Annotated in this window: 14 protein-coding genes; 7 read left to right on the top strand and 7 right to left on the bottom strand. The window is 67.6% G+C overall.

Features of this window, described 5'->3' with window-relative positions:
- Positions 1 to 9 precede the first annotated feature (9 nt).
- From secF to queA, 5 genes are all read right to left on the bottom strand, one after another.
- Positions 10 to 981 (bottom strand): protein translocase subunit SecF, encoded by a 972-nt coding sequence (gene secF, locus AC1DK4_RS27215; protein WP_477131892.1) that lies wholly within the window; start codon positions 979 to 981, stop codon positions 10 to 12.
- A gap of 95 nt (positions 982 to 1,076) precedes the next feature.
- Positions 1,077 to 2,948 carry a protein translocase subunit SecD gene (gene secD / locus AC1DK4_RS27210; RefSeq protein ID WP_441618434.1) on the bottom strand — a complete coding sequence of 624 codons (1,872 nt, stop codon included), beginning with the start codon at positions 2,946 to 2,948 and terminating at the stop codon, positions 1,077 to 1,079.
- A 251-nt stretch (positions 2,949 to 3,199) separates the two neighbouring features.
- Positions 3,200 to 3,529, bottom strand: coding sequence for a preprotein translocase subunit YajC (gene yajC, locus AC1DK4_RS27205; RefSeq protein WP_006157582.1), 330 nt, complete (start codon positions 3,527 to 3,529; stop codon positions 3,200 to 3,202).
- 193 nt (positions 3,530 to 3,722) lie between these two features.
- Positions 3,723 to 4,853, bottom strand: a complete 1,131-nt coding sequence (gene tgt, locus AC1DK4_RS27200) for a tRNA guanosine(34) transglycosylase Tgt (protein WP_441618437.1) — start codon at positions 4,851 to 4,853, stop codon at positions 3,723 to 3,725.
- A gap of 41 nt (positions 4,854 to 4,894) precedes the next feature.
- Positions 4,895 to 5,941, bottom strand: a complete 1,047-nt coding sequence (queA, locus tag AC1DK4_RS27195; protein WP_441618718.1) for a tRNA preQ1(34) S-adenosylmethionine ribosyltransferase-isomerase QueA — start codon at positions 5,939 to 5,941, stop codon at positions 4,895 to 4,897.
- A gap of 228 nt (positions 5,942 to 6,169) precedes the next feature.
- On the opposite strand from queA, the gene recG reads away from it, so the two are divergent.
- The 6 genes from recG to ubiA all read left to right on the top strand — a co-directional run bounded on the left by recG (position 6,170) and on the right by ubiA (position 13,188).
- Complete coding sequence (gene recG, locus AC1DK4_RS27190; RefSeq protein WP_477131891.1) at positions 6,170 to 8,374, top strand: ATP-dependent DNA helicase RecG; 2,205 nt, start codon at positions 6,170 to 6,172, stop codon at positions 8,372 to 8,374.
- 137 nt (positions 8,375 to 8,511) lie between these two features.
- Positions 8,512 to 9,465 carry a LysR substrate-binding domain-containing protein gene (locus AC1DK4_RS27185; RefSeq protein WP_441618441.1) on the top strand — a complete coding sequence of 318 codons (954 nt, stop codon included), beginning with the start codon at positions 8,512 to 8,514 and terminating at the stop codon, positions 9,463 to 9,465.
- Between the two features lie 421 nt (positions 9,466 to 9,886).
- Entirely contained in the window at positions 9,887 to 11,332 is a 1,446-nt protein-coding gene (locus AC1DK4_RS27180) for a catalase (RefSeq protein WP_441618720.1), read from the top strand.
- A 68-nt stretch (positions 11,333 to 11,400) separates the two neighbouring features.
- Positions 11,401 to 11,607 carry a hypothetical protein gene (locus AC1DK4_RS27175; RefSeq protein ID WP_441618443.1) on the top strand — a complete coding sequence of 69 codons (207 nt, stop codon included), beginning with the start codon at positions 11,401 to 11,403 and terminating at the stop codon, positions 11,605 to 11,607.
- Between the two features lie 77 nt (positions 11,608 to 11,684).
- Positions 11,685 to 12,170, top strand: coding sequence for a Dps family protein (locus AC1DK4_RS27170; protein ID WP_441618445.1), 486 nt, complete (start codon positions 11,685 to 11,687; stop codon positions 12,168 to 12,170).
- 160 nt (positions 12,171 to 12,330) lie between these two features.
- The gene (gene ubiA, locus AC1DK4_RS27165) at positions 12,331 to 13,188 is read left to right on the top strand and encodes a 4-hydroxybenzoate octaprenyltransferase (RefSeq protein ID WP_441618447.1); all 858 of its coding nucleotides are present in this window, start codon (positions 12,331 to 12,333) and stop codon (positions 13,186 to 13,188) included.
- A gap of 183 nt (positions 13,189 to 13,371) precedes the next feature.
- On the opposite strand, the gene proC is transcribed toward ubiA, so the two are convergent.
- Both proC and AC1DK4_RS27155 read right to left on the bottom strand, forming a co-directional pair.
- Positions 13,372 to 14,196, bottom strand: coding sequence for a pyrroline-5-carboxylate reductase (gene proC, locus AC1DK4_RS27160; protein ID WP_441618449.1), 825 nt, complete (start codon positions 14,194 to 14,196; stop codon positions 13,372 to 13,374).
- 46 nt (positions 14,197 to 14,242) lie between these two features.
- A complete protein-coding gene (locus AC1DK4_RS27155) occupies positions 14,243 to 14,980 on the bottom strand; it encodes a YggS family pyridoxal phosphate-dependent enzyme (RefSeq protein ID WP_441618451.1) in 738 nt (245 codons plus the stop codon).
- Between the two features lie 63 nt (positions 14,981 to 15,043).
- Here AC1DK4_RS27155 and AC1DK4_RS27150 point away from each other — a divergent pair, with 63 nt between their 5' ends.
- Positions 15,044 to 16,087, top strand: a complete 1,044-nt coding sequence (locus AC1DK4_RS27150) for a type IV pilus twitching motility protein PilT (protein WP_441618453.1) — start codon at positions 15,044 to 15,046, stop codon at positions 16,085 to 16,087.
- The last annotated feature ends 32 nt before the right edge of the window (positions 16,088 to 16,119 follow it).

Below are 16,119 nucleotides of genomic sequence, written 5' to 3'. Positions count from 1 at the left end.
CCGGGGCCGTCAGGCCTGCGCGCCGTAGTTCGGGTCGTCGCGGTCGATTTCGCCCGGCTTCTTCTCGCCCTTGACCAGGTCCTCGCGCTTGACGCCGAACCACATGGCCAGCGCCGCGGCGACGAACACCGAGGAGTAGATGCCGAACAGGATACCSACSGTCAGSGCCAGCGCGAAGTARTGSAGSGTSGGRCCGCCGAAGAAGAACATCGACAACACCATCATTTCGGTCGAGCCGTGGGTGATGATGGTCCGCGAGATGGTACTGGTGATCGCGTTGTCGATGATCTCGTGCGTGCTCATCTTGCGGTACTTGCGGAAGTTCTCGCGGATCCGGTCGAAGATCACCACCGACTCGTTGACCGAGTAGCCCAGCACCKCCAGGATCRCCGCCAGCACCGACAGCGAGAACTCCCACTGGAAGAAGGCGAAGAAGCCGAGGATGATCACCACGTCGTGCAGGTTGGCGATGATGCCCGCCACCGCGAACTTCCATTCGAAGCGGAACGACAGGTAGATCACGATGCCGGCCACCACGCACAGCAGCGCCAGCAGGCCGTCGGTGGCCAGTTCCTTGCCCACCTGCGGGCCGACGAATTCCACGCGCTGCAGCTTGACTTCAGGCGTGGCGGCCTGCAGCGCGCCCATGACCTGCTCGCTCTGCTGGGCCGAGGTGACGGGCTTGCCGTCCGGGCCCTTCTGCAGCGGCAGGCGGATCATCACGTCGCGCGAGGTGCCGAAGTTCTGCACCTGCACGTCGGTATAGCCGAGCTTGCCGACCTGGCCACGGATCTTCTCGAGATCGGCGGTCTGCTGGTAGTTGACCTCCATCACCGTGCCGCCGGTGAACTCGATCGACAGGTGCAGGCCCTTGTGCCAGAGGAAGAACACGGCCGCGGCAAACGTCAGGAAGGAAATCACGTTGAAGACCAACGCGTGCTTCATGAACGGAATGTCGCGCCGGATGCGGAAGAATTCCATGTTGAATCCTGTTCTGTACGGCAGCCCTTGCTGCCGTTCTTGTGCTGTTTGGCGGCCGCGCGCCTGGCGCGGCCGCCTTGATGCTGTCCCGATGCTTACTTGGTGACGGTGCCCTGGCTGTCCGAGCCCGGCTTCCAGATCTGGCCGATCGCCACGCTCTGCAGCTTCTTCTTGCGGCCGTACCAGAGGTTGACCAGGCCGCGGTTGAAGAACACCGCCGAGAACATCGAGGTCAGGATGCCCAGGCAGTGGACCACGGCAAAGCCGCGCACCGGGCCCGAACCGAAGGCCAGCAGCGCCAGGCCGGCGATCAGCGTGGTCACGTTCGAGTCAAGGATGGTGGCCCAGGCGCGGTCGAAGCCGGTGGCGATGGCGACCTGCGGCGAAGCGCCCGCGCGCAGCTCTTCGCGGATGCGCTCGTTGATCAGCACGTTGGCGTCGATGGCCATGCCCAGCACCAGCGCGATAGCGGCGATGCCCGGCAGGGTCAGCGTGGCCTGCAGCATCGACAGCACCGCCACCAGCAGCAGCAGGTTGATGGCCAGCGCGGCCACCGAGAACACGCCGAACAGCATGTAGTACAGCACCATGAAGATGGCGATGGCGCTGAAGCCGTAGGCCACCGAGTCAAAGCCCTTCTTGATGTTGTCCGCGCCCAGCGAYGGGCCGATGGTGCGCTCTTCGATGATTTCCATCGGCGCGGCCAGCGAGCCGGCGCGCAGCAGCAGGGCCAGGTCGTTGGCGGCTTCGGTGGAGTACGAGCCGGTGATCTGGAAGCTCGAGCCCAGTTCGGACTGGATCGTCGCCACCGTCAGCACTTCGCCCTTGCCCTTCTCGAACAGCACGATGCCCATCGGCTTGCCGATGTTCTCGCGCGATACGTCGCGCAGCACGCGCCCGCCCTGGGCATCGAGCTTGATATTGACCGAGGGGCGCTGGTTGTGGTCGAAGCCCGCCGAGGCGCTCTCGATGCGGTCGCCGGTGAAGATGACCTGCTTCTTGAGCACCACCGGGGCGCCGTTGCCTTGCGTGAACAGCTCGCTGCCGAACGGGATCGGGTCGCCCGGGCGCGGCGCGCGCGGCGCGTCGGGATCGGCCAGGCGGGCTTCCAGCGTGGCGGTGCGGCCGATGATGTCCTTGGCCTTGGCGGTGTCCTGCACGCCAGGCAGCTGCACCACGATGCGGTCGGCGCCTTGCTGCTGGATCACCGGTTCGGCCACGCCGAGTTCGTTGACCCGGTTGTGCAGGGTGGTGATGTTCTGCTTGACCGCCGAGTCCTGCACGGCCTTGCGCGCGGCGTCGGTGAACACGCCGGAGATATTGTTGCCGTCCGGCGCGAAGGCCAGTTCGCGCAGGTTGTCGGCAAGGATGCCACGCGCCTTGGCAGCGTCGTCGGCATTGTTGAAGCGCACCGTCAGGCGCTCGCCGTCGCGGTCGATGCCGCCGTGGCGGATGCCCTTGTCGCGCAGCAGGGTGCGCGCGTCGCCGGCCAGGCTGTCGAGTTTCTTGTCGACCGCGCCCTTCATGTCCACCTGCAGCAGGAAGTGCACGCCGCCGCGCAGGTCCAGGCCCAGGTACATCGGCAGCGCGTGCATGGCGGTCAGCCAGCGCGGCGAGCCCGACAGCAGGTTCAGCGCCACCACATAGGTGGCGTCATTGGCATCCGGGTTGAGCGCGCGCGTCAGGACGTCCTTGGCCTTGAGCTGCTCGTCGGGCGTGCGAAAGCGTGCCTTGACCGAGCCGGACTGGCCGTTGACGTCGAAGAACATGCCGTCGGGCTGCAGGCTGTTCTGCGCCAGGATCTGCTCGATCTGCTTCTGCGTGGCCAGGTCGACCTTGACCGTGGCCTTGGCGGAGGAAACCTGCACGGCAGGCGCCTCGCCGAAGAAGTTCGGCAGCGTATAGGTGATGCCGATGGCCAGCGCCACCAGGATCACGAGGTATTTCCAAAGCGGATAACGATTCATCTTTGGCCAGTCGTTCTGCGGTTGGCGGGGCCGAGCGTACCGTTCGACGGTATCGTCAGCGGGAGATCGGCACCGCCGCACCGGTTGGCAAACAGCCGCCTGGCATCCACGGGCAACCCCGGGCTGGATCAGGCGGCTGCGGGGGCACGCGCGCTAAAGGCGTGCCGGGAAGGGCGAAATAAGCCGGCGAGAAGGCAGCGAAGCGGCAGCAGGGCGGCAGCGCAAAGGGCGCGCTGCCTGCGGCGCGATGCTCAGAGCGACTTCAGCGAGCCCTTGGGCAGCACGGTGGTCACGGCGCTCTTCTGCACGGTGATTTCGGTGCCGGCTGCGATCTCGACGGTCACGTACTGCTCGTTCACCTTGGTCACGCGGCCAAGGATGCCGCCGGCGGTGACGACTTCATCGTTCTTGGCCAGGGCTTCCAGCATTGCCTTCGATTCCTTCTGGCGCTTCATCTGCGGGCGGATCATGATGAACCACAGCACCGCGAACATCAGGATGATGGGCAGGAAACTCATCAGGCCACCCGCCGCGCCACCGGTTACACCGGCAGTCTGGGCAAATGCGTTAGAAATCAGCACGTCGCTTCTCCGTCACAAAGTCAATCAGTTAGTCGATCATTCTACCACCCGCTTGCAACCGCATTGCACGCCCGATCGGGGCATTTGCAGGGGTTTACGGGTTTGTTCGGGGCGCCTTGCGAGCCGCCTGGACACGCCGGACCCCGCTGTTCGACCGCCGCCCGGCGGAAAGTTCACGGGACCCGGGTGGCCTCTACTGCGCTCCGCGCGCGCGGTCCGCGGCAAAGCGCGCCCGGAAGGCTTCGAAGCGGTGCTGCTCGATGGCCTCGCGCATCTCTGCCATCAGCTGCAGGTAGTAGTGCAGGTTGTGGATGGTGTTCAGGCGCGCGCCCAGGATCTCGCCGACGCGGTGCAGGTGATGCAGGTAGGCGCGCGAGAAATTGCGGCAGGTATAGCAGCCGCAGCTTTCGTCCAGCGGGCGGGTGTCGCTGCGGTGGACCGCGTTCTTGATCTTGACGTCGCCGAAGCGCGTGAACAGCCAGCCGTTGCGGGCATTGCGGGTCGGCATCACGCAGTCGAACATGTCGACGCCGGCGGCCACGCCCGCCACCAGGTCCTCGGGCGTGCCCACGCCCATCAGGTAATGCGGCTTGTGCGCCGGCAGGCGCGGCGCCACGTGCTCCAGCACCCGCATCATGTCTTCCTTGGGCTCGCCCACCGACAGCCCGCCGATGGCGTAGCCGTGGAAGTCCAGCTCGGACAGGCCGGCGAGCGACTCGTCGCGCAGGTCCTCGAACATGCCGCCCTGGACGATGCCGAACAGCGCGTTGGGGTTGGCCAGGCGGTTGAATTCGTCGATCGAGCGCTTGGCCCAGCGCAGGCTCATGCGCATCGAGGTGGCCGCCTCGGCGTGCGTGGCCGGGCGGTTGTCGATCTCGTACGGCGTGCACTCGTCGAACTGCATGACGATGTCGGAATTCAGCGTGCGCTGGATCTGCATCGAGATCTCGGGCGAGAGGAACAGCTTGTCGCCGTTGACGGGCGAGGCGAAGGTCACGCCATCCTCGGTGATCTTGCGCAGCGCGCCCAGCGAGAACACTTGGAAGCCGCCCGAATCGGTCAGGATCGGCTTGTCCCAGCCCATGAAGCGGTGCAGGCCGCCGTGGCTCTCGACCACTTCCAGGCCGGGGCGCAGCCACAGGTGGAAGGTGTTGCCCAGGATGATCTGCGAGCCGATCTCGTTGAGCTCGAGCGGCGACATCGCCTTGACCGAGCCGTAGGTGCCGACCGGCATGAAGATCGGGGTCTCGACCACGCCGTGGTTGAGGGTGACGCGGCCGCGGCGGGCGTTGCCGTCGGTGGTGAGCAGTTCGAAGTCGAGCATGGCGGGTATCTTGGAAGCGGTTTCTGGCTGGCGCGGCGCGCTCAGGGCTGCGGCTGGCGCGTGAGCAGCATGGCGTCGCCGTAGCTGAAGAAGCGGTAGCGCTGTTCCACCGCATGGCGGTAGGCGGCGCGGATGGGCTCCACGCCGGCCAGCGCCGATACCAGCATCAGCAGGGTCGACTTGGGCAGGTGGAAGTTGGTGATGAGCGCGTCGACCACGCGGAAGCGGTAGCCGGGCGTGATGAAGATGTCGGTATCGCCGCGGCCGGCGGCCAGCGTGCCGTCGGCCGCGCCGGCCGATTCCAGCGCGCGCAGCGAGGTGGTGCCGACCGCGATCACCCGGCCGCCGGCGGCGCGCGTGTCGCGCACGGCCTGGGCCAGTTCCCCGGAGATCTCGTACCACTCGGCGTGCATCTTGTGCTCGGCCAGGTTCTCGGTGCGCACCGGCTGGAAGGTGCCGGCGCCCACGTGCAAGGTCAGGAAGCCGCGCCGCACGCCGAGCGCATCGAGCCGCGCGAACAGGGCGTCGTCGAAATGCAGGCCGGCGGTGGGCGCGGCCACGGCGCCGGGATTGCGCGCGTAGACGGTCTGGTAGCGGGTTTCGTCGTAGGCGTCGGGGTCGTGGGTGATATAGGGCGGCAGCGGCAGGCGGCCGTACTGCTCGATCAGGTCCAGCGCCGGCGCGGGGAAGCGCAGCGTGAAGAACTGGTCCACGCGCGGGCCCACGGTGACCTCGAAGGCATCCGCCAGGCGGATCCGGCTGCCCTCGGGCGGCGTCTTGGACGCGCGCACCTGGGCCAGCACGGTATCGGTGTCCAGCACGCGCTCGACCAGCACCTCGACCTTGCCGCCGCTGCCCTTCTGGCCGAAAAAGCGTGCCTTGATCACGCGCGTGTCGTTGAACACCAGCAGGTCGGACGGGCGCAGGTAGTCCGCCACATCGGCAAAGACGCGGTCCGCCATGCGCGTGACACCCGTCTGCGCCTCGGTCTCCACCACCAGCAGCCGGCTGGCGGCGCGCTCGGGCAGGGCGGTCTGCGCGATCAGTTCTGGCGGGAGCGGGAAATCGAAATCGGACAACGTCAGCATCATGGGGGGCAAAAACGGCAGCGGGCCGCGCAGTGGCGCGGCCGGCATAGGTACAATCGGCGAATCCGGTATTGTAAGGCTTGGGGCGGCAGCGCCGCCCGGGCGCGCATGATATCGCCTATTTGCCGGTCCTTCGCGGCCCCTCGCGGCCCCTGGCGACCGCTTGCGTCACCCTGCCGCGGCAGGTATCCGACACCACACGCTTACTCGCCACAACACTGCCGCCCGATGCCAGGAACCGCTCCCGACCCGATCCAGGAAACCGCCGACAGCCCGGCGCCGGCCGCGGGCAAGCCGGCGCGCCCCGGCAAGGCCGCGGCGGCCAAGGGCGGCGCGGCGGGCAAGCCATCCTCGGCCATGGCGCGCCTGCACAAGCTCGGCCTCAAGCGCGATGTCGACCTGGTGCTGCACCTGCCCATGCGCTACGAGGACGAGACCTCGCTGCAGCCGATCGCCGAGGCGATCCGGCGCGCCGGGCTGGGCCTGACGGCGCAGGTCGAGGGCGTGGTCGCCTCCAACGAGGTCACCTTCCGCCCGCGCCGCCAGATGGTGGTGAAGATCGCCGACGACAGCGGCGAGCTGACGCTGCGCTTCCTGAATTTCTACGGCAACCAGGCCCAGCAGATGGCCGAGGGCGCCAGCCTGCGCGTGCGCGGCGAGGTGCGCGGCGGCTTCTTCGGCGCGGAGATGGTGCACCCCACGGTGCGCACGGTAGCGCCCGGCGAGCCGCTGCCGGACCGCCTCACGCCGGTCTATCCGAGCACCGCCGGCATTCCGCAGACCTACCTGCGCAAAGCCATCGGCGGCGCGCTGGGGCGCACGCCGCTGCCCGAGACCCTGCCGCACCCGGTGCTGCAAGGACCCCTGGCCCAGCTCAAGCTGCGGCCGCTGCCGGAGTGCCTGCGCCTGCTGCACGCGCCGCCGCAGGAGGTGGACGAAGCCGCGCTGACCGAGCGTTCGCACCCCGCCTGGCAGCGCATCAAGTTCGACGAGCTGCTGGCCCAGCAGCTTTCGCTCAAGCGTTCGCAGGCCGCGCGGCGCGACAAGAGCGCGCCGCCCATGCCGCGCCGCGCCGGCGGGCTGCTGACGGGCTTCCTGGCCGCGCTGCCGTTCAAGCTCACCGGCGCGCAGCAGCGCGTGGTCGAGGAAATCGCCACCGACATGGGCGCGCCGCACCCGATGCACCGCCTGCTGCAGGGCGACGTCGGCAGCGGCAAGACCATCGTCGCCGCACTGGCGGCCTGCCAGGCCATCGATGCCGGCTACCAGGCCGCGCTGATGGCGCCTACCGAAATCCTGGCCGAGCAGCACTTCCGCAAGCTCTCCGCCTGGCTGGAGCCGCTCGGCGTGACGGTGGTATGGCTGGCCGGCAGCCTCAAGGCGCGCGCCAAGCGCGAGGCCGCGGCGCGGGTCGAATCGGGCGAGGCCAGGCTGGTCATCGGCACCCACGCCCTGATCCAGGACAGCGTGAAATTCGCGCGGCTGGGCTTGTCGGTGGTGGACGAGCAGCACCGCTTCGGCGTGGCGCAGCGGCTGGCGCTGCGCGGCAAGGCCGACGCCGATGGCGGCGAGGCCGTGCCGGCCGCACGCGGCGGCGCGCCCGCCGAAACCGTGCCGCACCAGCTGATGATGTCGGCCACGCCGATCCCGCGCACGCTGGCCATGACCTACTACGCCGATCTCGACGTTTCGGTGATCGATGAACTGCCGCCCGGGCGCAGCCCGGTGGTCACGCGGCTGGTCAACGATGYGCGCCGCGACGAGGTGATCGAGCGCGTGCATCATGCCGCCGCCGACGGCCGCCAGATCTACTGGGTCTGCCCGCTGATCGAGGAGAGCGAGGCGCTGCAGCTGCAGACTGCCGTGGAGACCTACGAAACCCTGGTCGCGGCGCTGCCCGAGCTCAAGGTGGGGCTGGTGCATGGCCGGCTGCCGCCGGCGGAGAAGGCCGCGGTGATGGGCGATTTCATCGCCAACCGGCTGCAAGTGCTGGTCGCCACCACGGTGATCGAGGTCGGGGTGGACGTGCCCAACGCCTCGCTGATGGTGATCGAGCATGCCGAGCGCTTCGGCCTGGCGCAGCTGCACCAGTTGCGCGGCCGGGTCGGGCGGGGGAGTGCGGAATCGGTCTGCCTGCTGATGTACCAGGCGCCGCTGTCGCCCACGGCGAAGGAGCGCCTGGCCACCATGCGCGAGACCACGGATGGCTTCGAGATCGCCCGGCGCGACCTGCAGATCCGCGGCCCCGGCGAGTTCCTCGGCGCGCGCCAGTCCGGCGAGGCGATGCTGCGCTTCGCCGACCTGGAAACCGATGCCTGGCTGGTCGACTACGCGCAGGAGGCTGCCGAACTGATGCTGGCGCGCTACCCCGAAGCCGTGGAGGCGCACCTGCTGCGCTGGCTCGGCGGGCGCGAGCATTTCCTCAAGGCTTGAGGCCTCCGGCGGCGACAAGTGCCGCAGCCTGCACGTCATGTTCCGGGCCGGGGTATCGTGCGCGCCGCATTGATCCTGGCTCTGACAGAACCGTGAATCGAAGGTAAAATCTATCGCCTAACGGGAATTGATAAGTCATGACGCTCACCGAACTCAAGTACATCGTCGCCGTGGCGCGTGAGCGCCATTTCGGCCGGGCCGCGGAAGCCTGCTTCGTATCGCAGCCGACCTTGTCGGTCGCCATCAAGAAGCTGGAAGACGAGCTCAATGTGCAGATTTTCGAGCGCGGGACCTCCGAGGTCTCGGTGACGCCCATCGGCGAGCAGATCGTGGCGCAGGCCCAGCGCGTGCTGGAGCAGACCATGGCCATCCGCGAGATCGCCAAGCAGGGCAAGGACCCGCTGGCCGGGCCGCTGCGCCTGGGGGTGATCTACACGATCGGGCCCTACCTGCTGCCTTCGCTGGTCAAGGAAATGATCCAGACCGTGCCGCAGATGCCGCTGATGCTGCAGGAGAACTACACGGTCAAGCTGATCGAGCTGCTCAAGCAGGGCGAGATCGACTGCGCCATCATGGCCGAGCCGTTCGCCGATTCCGGCCTGACCGTGCAGCCCCTGTACGACGAACCCTTCGTGGTGGCGGTGCCGCGCGGGCACCAGCTGGAATCGGCCGGCAAGGTCGATCCCGACGAGCTCAAGCAGCAGACCATGCTGCTGCTGGGTAGCGGCCATTGCTTCCGCGACCAGGTGCTGGGCGTATGCCCGGAGCTGTCGCGCTTCTCGCAGGCGGCCGACGGCATCCAGAAGACCTTCGAGGGCTCCTCGCTGGAAACCATCCGTCACATGGTGGCCAGCGGTGTCGGCATCACCGTGCTGCCGCGCACCTCGGTCGCCGACCTGAGGCCGGGCAAGAACGACCTGCTGGCCTATGTGCCGTTCACCGACCCCGTGCCCGACCGGCGCGTGGTGCTGGCCTGGCGCAAGAGCTTTACGCGCCTTCCCGCCATGGAGGCGCTGCGCCGCGCCGTGGCCGCGTGCGCGCTGCCTGGCGTCAGCATGCTGGCCGCCAAGGAGCTGGCCGAGGCCGCCTGAGCGGCCTGTCCTTCCGGGCGGGTGGTCCTGCCCGCCTGTCCTGCCCCTCCTGCCCCTCCTTTCCCTCCCTCCATCCCCCTTCTATTTCCCGCGCATTCCCTGCGTGCGCTGGCCGAACCTGCCGGCCGACATAGGTGACGTCTATTTCATAGTTAGAAATTATTAAATTCCAAACTTGATAGATCGACCTTAGACTTCCTGCATCGACACATTACGTGCCGGTCACTCAGAGGAGTCCTGGATGGAAGGCATCCGATCCACCACAACGGGCAGCATCCTGCGCGCGCTGGCAGGCTGCGTGGCCGATTGCCTTGCCTGTTGCGCCGCGGTGTACTGAAATTAGCCAGCGGCCATGCAGAGCCCGCCCCAGCCAGGATTCCAGATCACCCAATCACCCGATCACCCACAAGAAGAKGGCATGATGAGCAAGGACAAGGATGTTCTCACCACTGGCGCGGGCGCGCCGGTTGCCGACAACCAGAACTCGTTGACCGCGGGCCCGCGCGGTCCCATGTTGCTGCAGGATGTGTGGTTCCTCGAGAAACTCGCGCACTTCGACCGCGAGGTCATTCCCGAGCGGCGCGTGCACGCCAAGGGCTCCGGTGCCCACGGTACCTTCACCGTCACGCACGACATCAGCAAGTACAGCAAGGCCTCGGTATTCGCCCAGACAGGCAAGCAGACGCCGATCTTCATCCGCTTTTCCACCGTGGCCGGCGAGCGCGGCGCGGCCGACGCCGAGCGCGACGTGCGCGGCTTCTCGATCAAGTTCTACACGGACGAAGGCAACTGGGACGTGGTGGGCAACAACACGCCGGTGTTCTTCGTGCGCGACCCGCTCAAGTTCCCCGACTTCATCCATACGCAGAAACGCAACCCGCGCACCAACCTGCGCGACCCGATCGCCGTGTGGGACTTCTGGTCGCGCCATCCGGAGTCGCTGCACCAGGTCACCATCCTGATGAGCGACCGCGGCCTGCCGCAGAACTATCGCCAGATCCACGGCTTCGGCTCGCACACGTATTCGTTCATCAACGCCGCGAACGAGCGCTTCTGGGTCAAGTTCCACTTCAAGTCGGCGCAGGGCATCGCCAACTGGACCAATGAAGAGGCGGCCAAGGTAGTCGCGGGCGATCGCGAGAGCGCGCAGCGCGACCTGTTCGAGAACATCGAGCGCGGCAACTTCCCGCGCTGGAACGTGCGCGTGCAGGTCATGCCGGAGGCCGACGCCGCCAAGTACCACCTCAACCCGTTCGATCTCACCAAGGTGTGGCCGCACAAGGACTACCCGCTGATCGACGTCGGCGTGCTGGAGCTCAACCGCAACCCGGACAACTACTTCGCCGAAGTGGAGCAGGTGGCGATGAATCCCGCCAACGTGGTGCCCGGCATCAGCTTCTCGCCCGACAAGATGCTGCAGGGCCGGCTGTTCTCGTACGGTGACACGCAGCGCTATCGCCTGGGCGTGAACCACAACCAGATCCCGGTCAACGCGCCGCGCAACCCGTCGGTCAACAGCTTCCACCGCGACGGCGCGATGCGGGTGGACGGCAACCAGGGCGCCAAGATCAACTACGAGCCGAACCGCCAGGGCGCCTATGCCGCCAGCGAGCGCGCGGCCGAGCCGCCGCTGGCCGTGGGCGGGGACGCGGACCGCTTCGACCACCGCGAGGACAGCGACTACTACAGCCAGCCAGGTGCCCTGTTCCGCCTGTTCGACGAGGCGCAGCGCCAGCGCCTGTATTCGAATATCGCGGCCGCGATGCGGGGCGTGCCCGAAGAGATCGTGCGCGTGCAGCTGGAGCACTTCGCCAAGGCCGATCCGGCCTACGCGGAAGGCGTCAGGCGCGCACTCGACCTGAAGTAAACCGCGTCCGCGCCGGCGCCCCGGATGGCGCCGGCGCAGCGCGGCAACCCAAGGCAAGGAGGACCATCATGGCCATGATCGATATGTTCGTCAGCGAGCTGCAGCAACTGCGGCATGATGCGCACGACCGCGCCGGCCACGCCGATGCCGCGCGCCTGCAACGCAAGCTGTGGCGCAAGGAAATCGGCATGGCGGTGATCGCGCTGGGCGCGGCCGCGGTGCTCTTCAATGCCGCGCGGGGTTTGCTGGCCGGTTTGTCGGCCTTCGGCGGGTGATGCGATAATGTGCGGGTTGTGCCGCGTTGCATGGCGCGGCAGTTATCGTGGCCACCCCAGATTGGAGCGTACCTATCATGGCAAAGAAGAATGAGATGAGCGTGAACATCGGCATTTCCGACAAAGAGCGCAAGAAAATCGCGGAAGGCCTCTCGAAGCTGCTGGCGGATACCTACACGCTCTATCTCAAGACCCATAACTTTCACTGGAACGTGACGGGTCCGATGTTCAACACGCTGCACCTGATGTTCGAGGCGCAGTACACCGAGCTGGCGCTGGCCGTGGACTCCATCGCGGAGCGCATCCGCGCGCTGGGCTACCCGGCACCGGGCACCTACAAGGAGTACGCCCGCCTGTCGTCGATCGCCGAGGAAGAGGGCGTGCCCGAAGCCACCGACATGATCCGCAAGCTGGTCGAAGGCCAGGAAGCCGTGGTGCGCACCGCGCGCTCGCTGTTCCCGGTGATCGACGCGGCCGGCGACGAACCCTCGGCCGACCTGCTGACCCAGCGCATGCAGACGCACGAAAAGACCGCATGGATGCTGCGCTCGATGCTGGCCTGAGCGCCGTCCCGGTGTCGTGCGCGCGCCCCTCCGGCGCCAGCTGACGGCACCGTGCCCCGCGCGCCGCGCCCTGACCGGGTCGCGGCGCGTTTCCGTTTCATGTCCCGCTGTCCGGGACCCCGCATTCCCCTGTCCGCAGTCCGCATCGCGGGCCTCTGCCATGTTCGAACGCCTCGCCCTGTACGCGCGCCTCGTGCGCATCGACAAGCCCATCGGCACGCTGCTGCTGCTCTGGCCCACGCTATGGGCGCTCTGGATGGCCGCGGGCGGCCCGCCGGCGTGGAGCCTGTTCTGGATCTTTTTCGCCGGCACCTTCCTGATGCGCTCCGCCGGCTGCGCCATGAACGACTGGGCCGACCGCGACTTCGACAAGCACGTCAAGCGCACCAGGGAGCGTCCGCTCACGGCCGGCAAGATCAAGGCGTGGGAAGCCATCGCGGTGGCGGTGGTGCTGGCCTTGCTGGCTTTCATGCTGATCCTGCCGCTCAATGCGCTGACCAAGTGGCTGGCGGTGGCGGCCGCCTTTATCGCGGCCACCTATCCCTTCTTCAAGCGCTTCTTCGCCATCCCGCAGGCCTATCTCGGCATTGCCTTCGGCTTCGGCATCCCGATGGCGTTCGCCGCCGTGCAGGGCGAGGTGCCCGCGGCGGCGTGGATCATGCTGCTGGCCAATGTGTTCTGGGCCGTCGCCTACGACACCGCGTATGCGATGGTGGACCGCGACGATGACCTGCTGCTCGGCATGAAGACCTCGGCGATCACCTTCGGCCGCTACGACGTGGCTGCCATCATGCTGTGCTACGCGGCCTTTCTCGGCCTGATGGGATGGGCGGGCGCGCGGTTCGGGCTCGGCTGGCCCTACTGGGCGGGCCTGGCGGCCGCGGCCGGCTGCGCGGTCTATCACTACACGCTGATCCGCGGCCGGGACCGCATGCAGTGCTTTGCCGCGTTCCGGCACAACAACTGGCTGGGCGCGTGCGTGTTCGCCGGGACGGCGGTGGCCTACGCGATTCGTTGAAGGCGTGGCCTGGCCGGGCCTTCGAGCGGCGCATATCCCGATGGTTTGCTCCCCTCTCCCGCCTGCGGGAGAGGGCGCCAGGGCAGCGGGTGCCAGGACGGCGGGCACCAGGACAGCGGGCAGCGCCGCCGGTGCGGGCGCATCTCGCCGGCTTCGTTTCGGCTCCGGGGGCTATGCTCCCGTTCAGTCCTTGCCGAACTCCGCGCCCATTTCGGTGGCGCGTGCCGCCGCCGCATGCATGGCCTTCACGAAGGACTCGCCGATGCCGGCGTCCTGCATTGCGGTGAGCGCCGCGTAGGTCGTGCCGCCCTTCGATGTCACGCGCTCGCGCAGCAGGCTGACCGGCTCGTCCGACTGCGCCGCCAGCGCGGCGGCGCCGCGGAAGGTCTCCACCGCCAGCGCACGCCCCTGCTCGGGCGTCAGGCCGAGTTCGGCGGCCGCCTTTTCCATCGCCTCGATGAAATAGAAGACATAGGCCGGGCCGCTGCCGGAAATCGCCGTGACGGCGTCGATCCGGGCGTCGTCCGCCACCCATTCGCATTTGCCCACCGCACTGGCCAGCGCGCCGGCGATCTCGCGGTCGCGTTCGCCCAGCCCGGGTGCCGCGGCCAGGCCGGTCATGCCCATGCCGGCCAGCGCCGGGGTGTTCGGCATGGCGCGCACCAGGCGCTGGTGGCCGCCGAACCAGCGCTGCATGTCGGACAGGCGGATGCCGGCGGCCACGCTGACGATCAGGTTGTCGGCGAGATGCGGCGCCAGCGATGCCGCCGCTGCGTGGAACTGCTGCGGCTTGACCGCGAGCACCAGTACGTCGCTGGCGCCGAAGGCGGCGTCGGGCGTGCCGGACGCATGCACGCCGTGGTCGCGCCGCAGGCGCGCCTGGGCATCCTCGAAGGGATCGACCACGCGGATCGAGCTGGCGGGTACGCCGCGGGCGATCAGGCCGCCGATCAGGGCAGTCGCCATATTGCCGCCGCCGAGGAAGCCGAAGGTGAGGGTGTCGAGCATGGGTTTTCTTTGTCTCTTGCTGGAGTTCGTTTTGGGGAGCGCGCGGTCAGCCGTGCGCGACGGGGGCCGCATGGCCGGTTCCGGCCGCCGCGCCATAGTCGCGCGCGCCGAAGATGGCGGTACCGATGCGCACGATGGTGGCCCCTTCGGCGATGGCGGCGTCCATGTCGGCGGACATGCCCATCGACAGGGTGTCCAGGTCCAGGCCCTGCGCGCGCAACTCGCCCAGCAGCGCGCGCATGGCGGCGAACGGACGGCGCTGCGCGGCCATGTCGCCGGCCGGTTCGGGAATTGCCATCAGCCCGCGCAGCCGCAGCCCGGGCAGTGCGGCCACGGCGTGCGCCAGCGCGGGCGCTTCTGCCGGCGTCACGCCGCTTTTGCTGGCTTCGCCGCTGATATTGACCTGCAGGCAGACCTGCAGCGGCGGCAGCGCGGCCGGACGCTGCGCCGACAGGCGCTCGGCGATGCGCAGGCGGTCGATGGCATGGACCCAGTCGAAATGCTCGGCCACGATGCGTGTCTTGTTGCTTTGCAGGGGGCCGATGAAGTGCCAGCAGATGGCGTCGCGCAGGGCGGCCAGCCGGGCGATCTTGTCCACGCCTTCCTGCACGTAGTTCTCGCCGAAGGCGCGCTGGCCGGCGTCGAAGGCGTCCTGCACGGCGGCGGCGGGGAAGGTCTTGGAAACCGCCAGGAGGCTGACGTCACCGTCCGCCCGTCCGGCCTGTTGTGCGGCTGCCGCGACGCGCCGGTGCACGGCTTGCAAGTTGGCGGCGATTACAGACATAATCCGGCGAACATATCAAGAAGTACAACAAAGTACGACAAAAATAGGGTGGGGTCATTATAGATGGACATCGCGCAGCTATTGGCTTTCGCCGTCAAGAACAAGGCGTCCGATCTCCATCTCTCGGCAGACATGCCGCCGATGGTACGTATCCACGGCGACATGCGCCGCATCAACGTGGCCGCAATGGCGCACAAGGATGTCCACGCCATGGTGTACGACATCATGGGCGACACCCAGCGCAAGCAATATGAAGAACGCCTGGAGATCGACTTCTCGTTCGAGATTTCCGGCCTTTCCCGCTTCCGGGTCAACGCGTACAACACGCAGCGCGGCGCGGCCGCGGTGTTCCGGACCATTCCTTCCAAGGTACTGACGCTCGAGGACCTCAAGACGCCGGCGGTGTTCGCCGACCTGTGCATGAAGCCGCGCGGCCTGGTGCTGGTGACCGGGCCCACCGGCTCGGGCAAGTCCACCACGCTGGCGGCGATGGTGGACCACCGCAACGATCACGACATGGGCCACATCCTCACGGTGGAAGACCCGATCGAATTCGTGCACACCTCGAAGAAGAGCCTGATCAACCAGCGCGAACTGGGGCCGCACACGCACTCGTTCGCCAACGCGCTGCGCTCGGCCCTGCGCGAAGACCCGGACGTGGTGCTGGTGGGTGAGTTGCGCGACCTGGAAACCATTCGCCTGGCGCTGACCGCCGCGGAAACCGGACACCTGGTGTTCGCCACGCTGCACACSAGCTCCGCSGCCAAGACCATCGACCGKGTSGTSGACGTGTTCCCGCCSGAGGAAAAGGACATGGTGCGCACCATGTTGTCCGAATCGCTCGAGGCGGTGATTTCGCAGACGCTGCTCAAGACGCGCGACGGCAACGGCCGTACCGCCGCGCATGAGATCATGATCGCCACGCCGGCCATCCGCCACCTGATCCGCGAGAACAAGATCGCGCAGATGTACTCGATGATGCAGACCAGCAGCGGGCTGGGCATGCAGACGCTGGACCAGTGCCTGTCGGACCTGATCAAGCGCGGCGTGATCGGCTACAACGACGCGCGCGCCATCGCCAAGAATCCCGACTCCTTCGCGGGCTGAGGCCCACCGCGGAACCAACACCGCACCCGAAC

Source organism: Cupriavidus sp. 05N38 (assembly GCF_056397345.1).
This window is presented reverse-complemented; position numbering and strand designations above follow the sequence as displayed.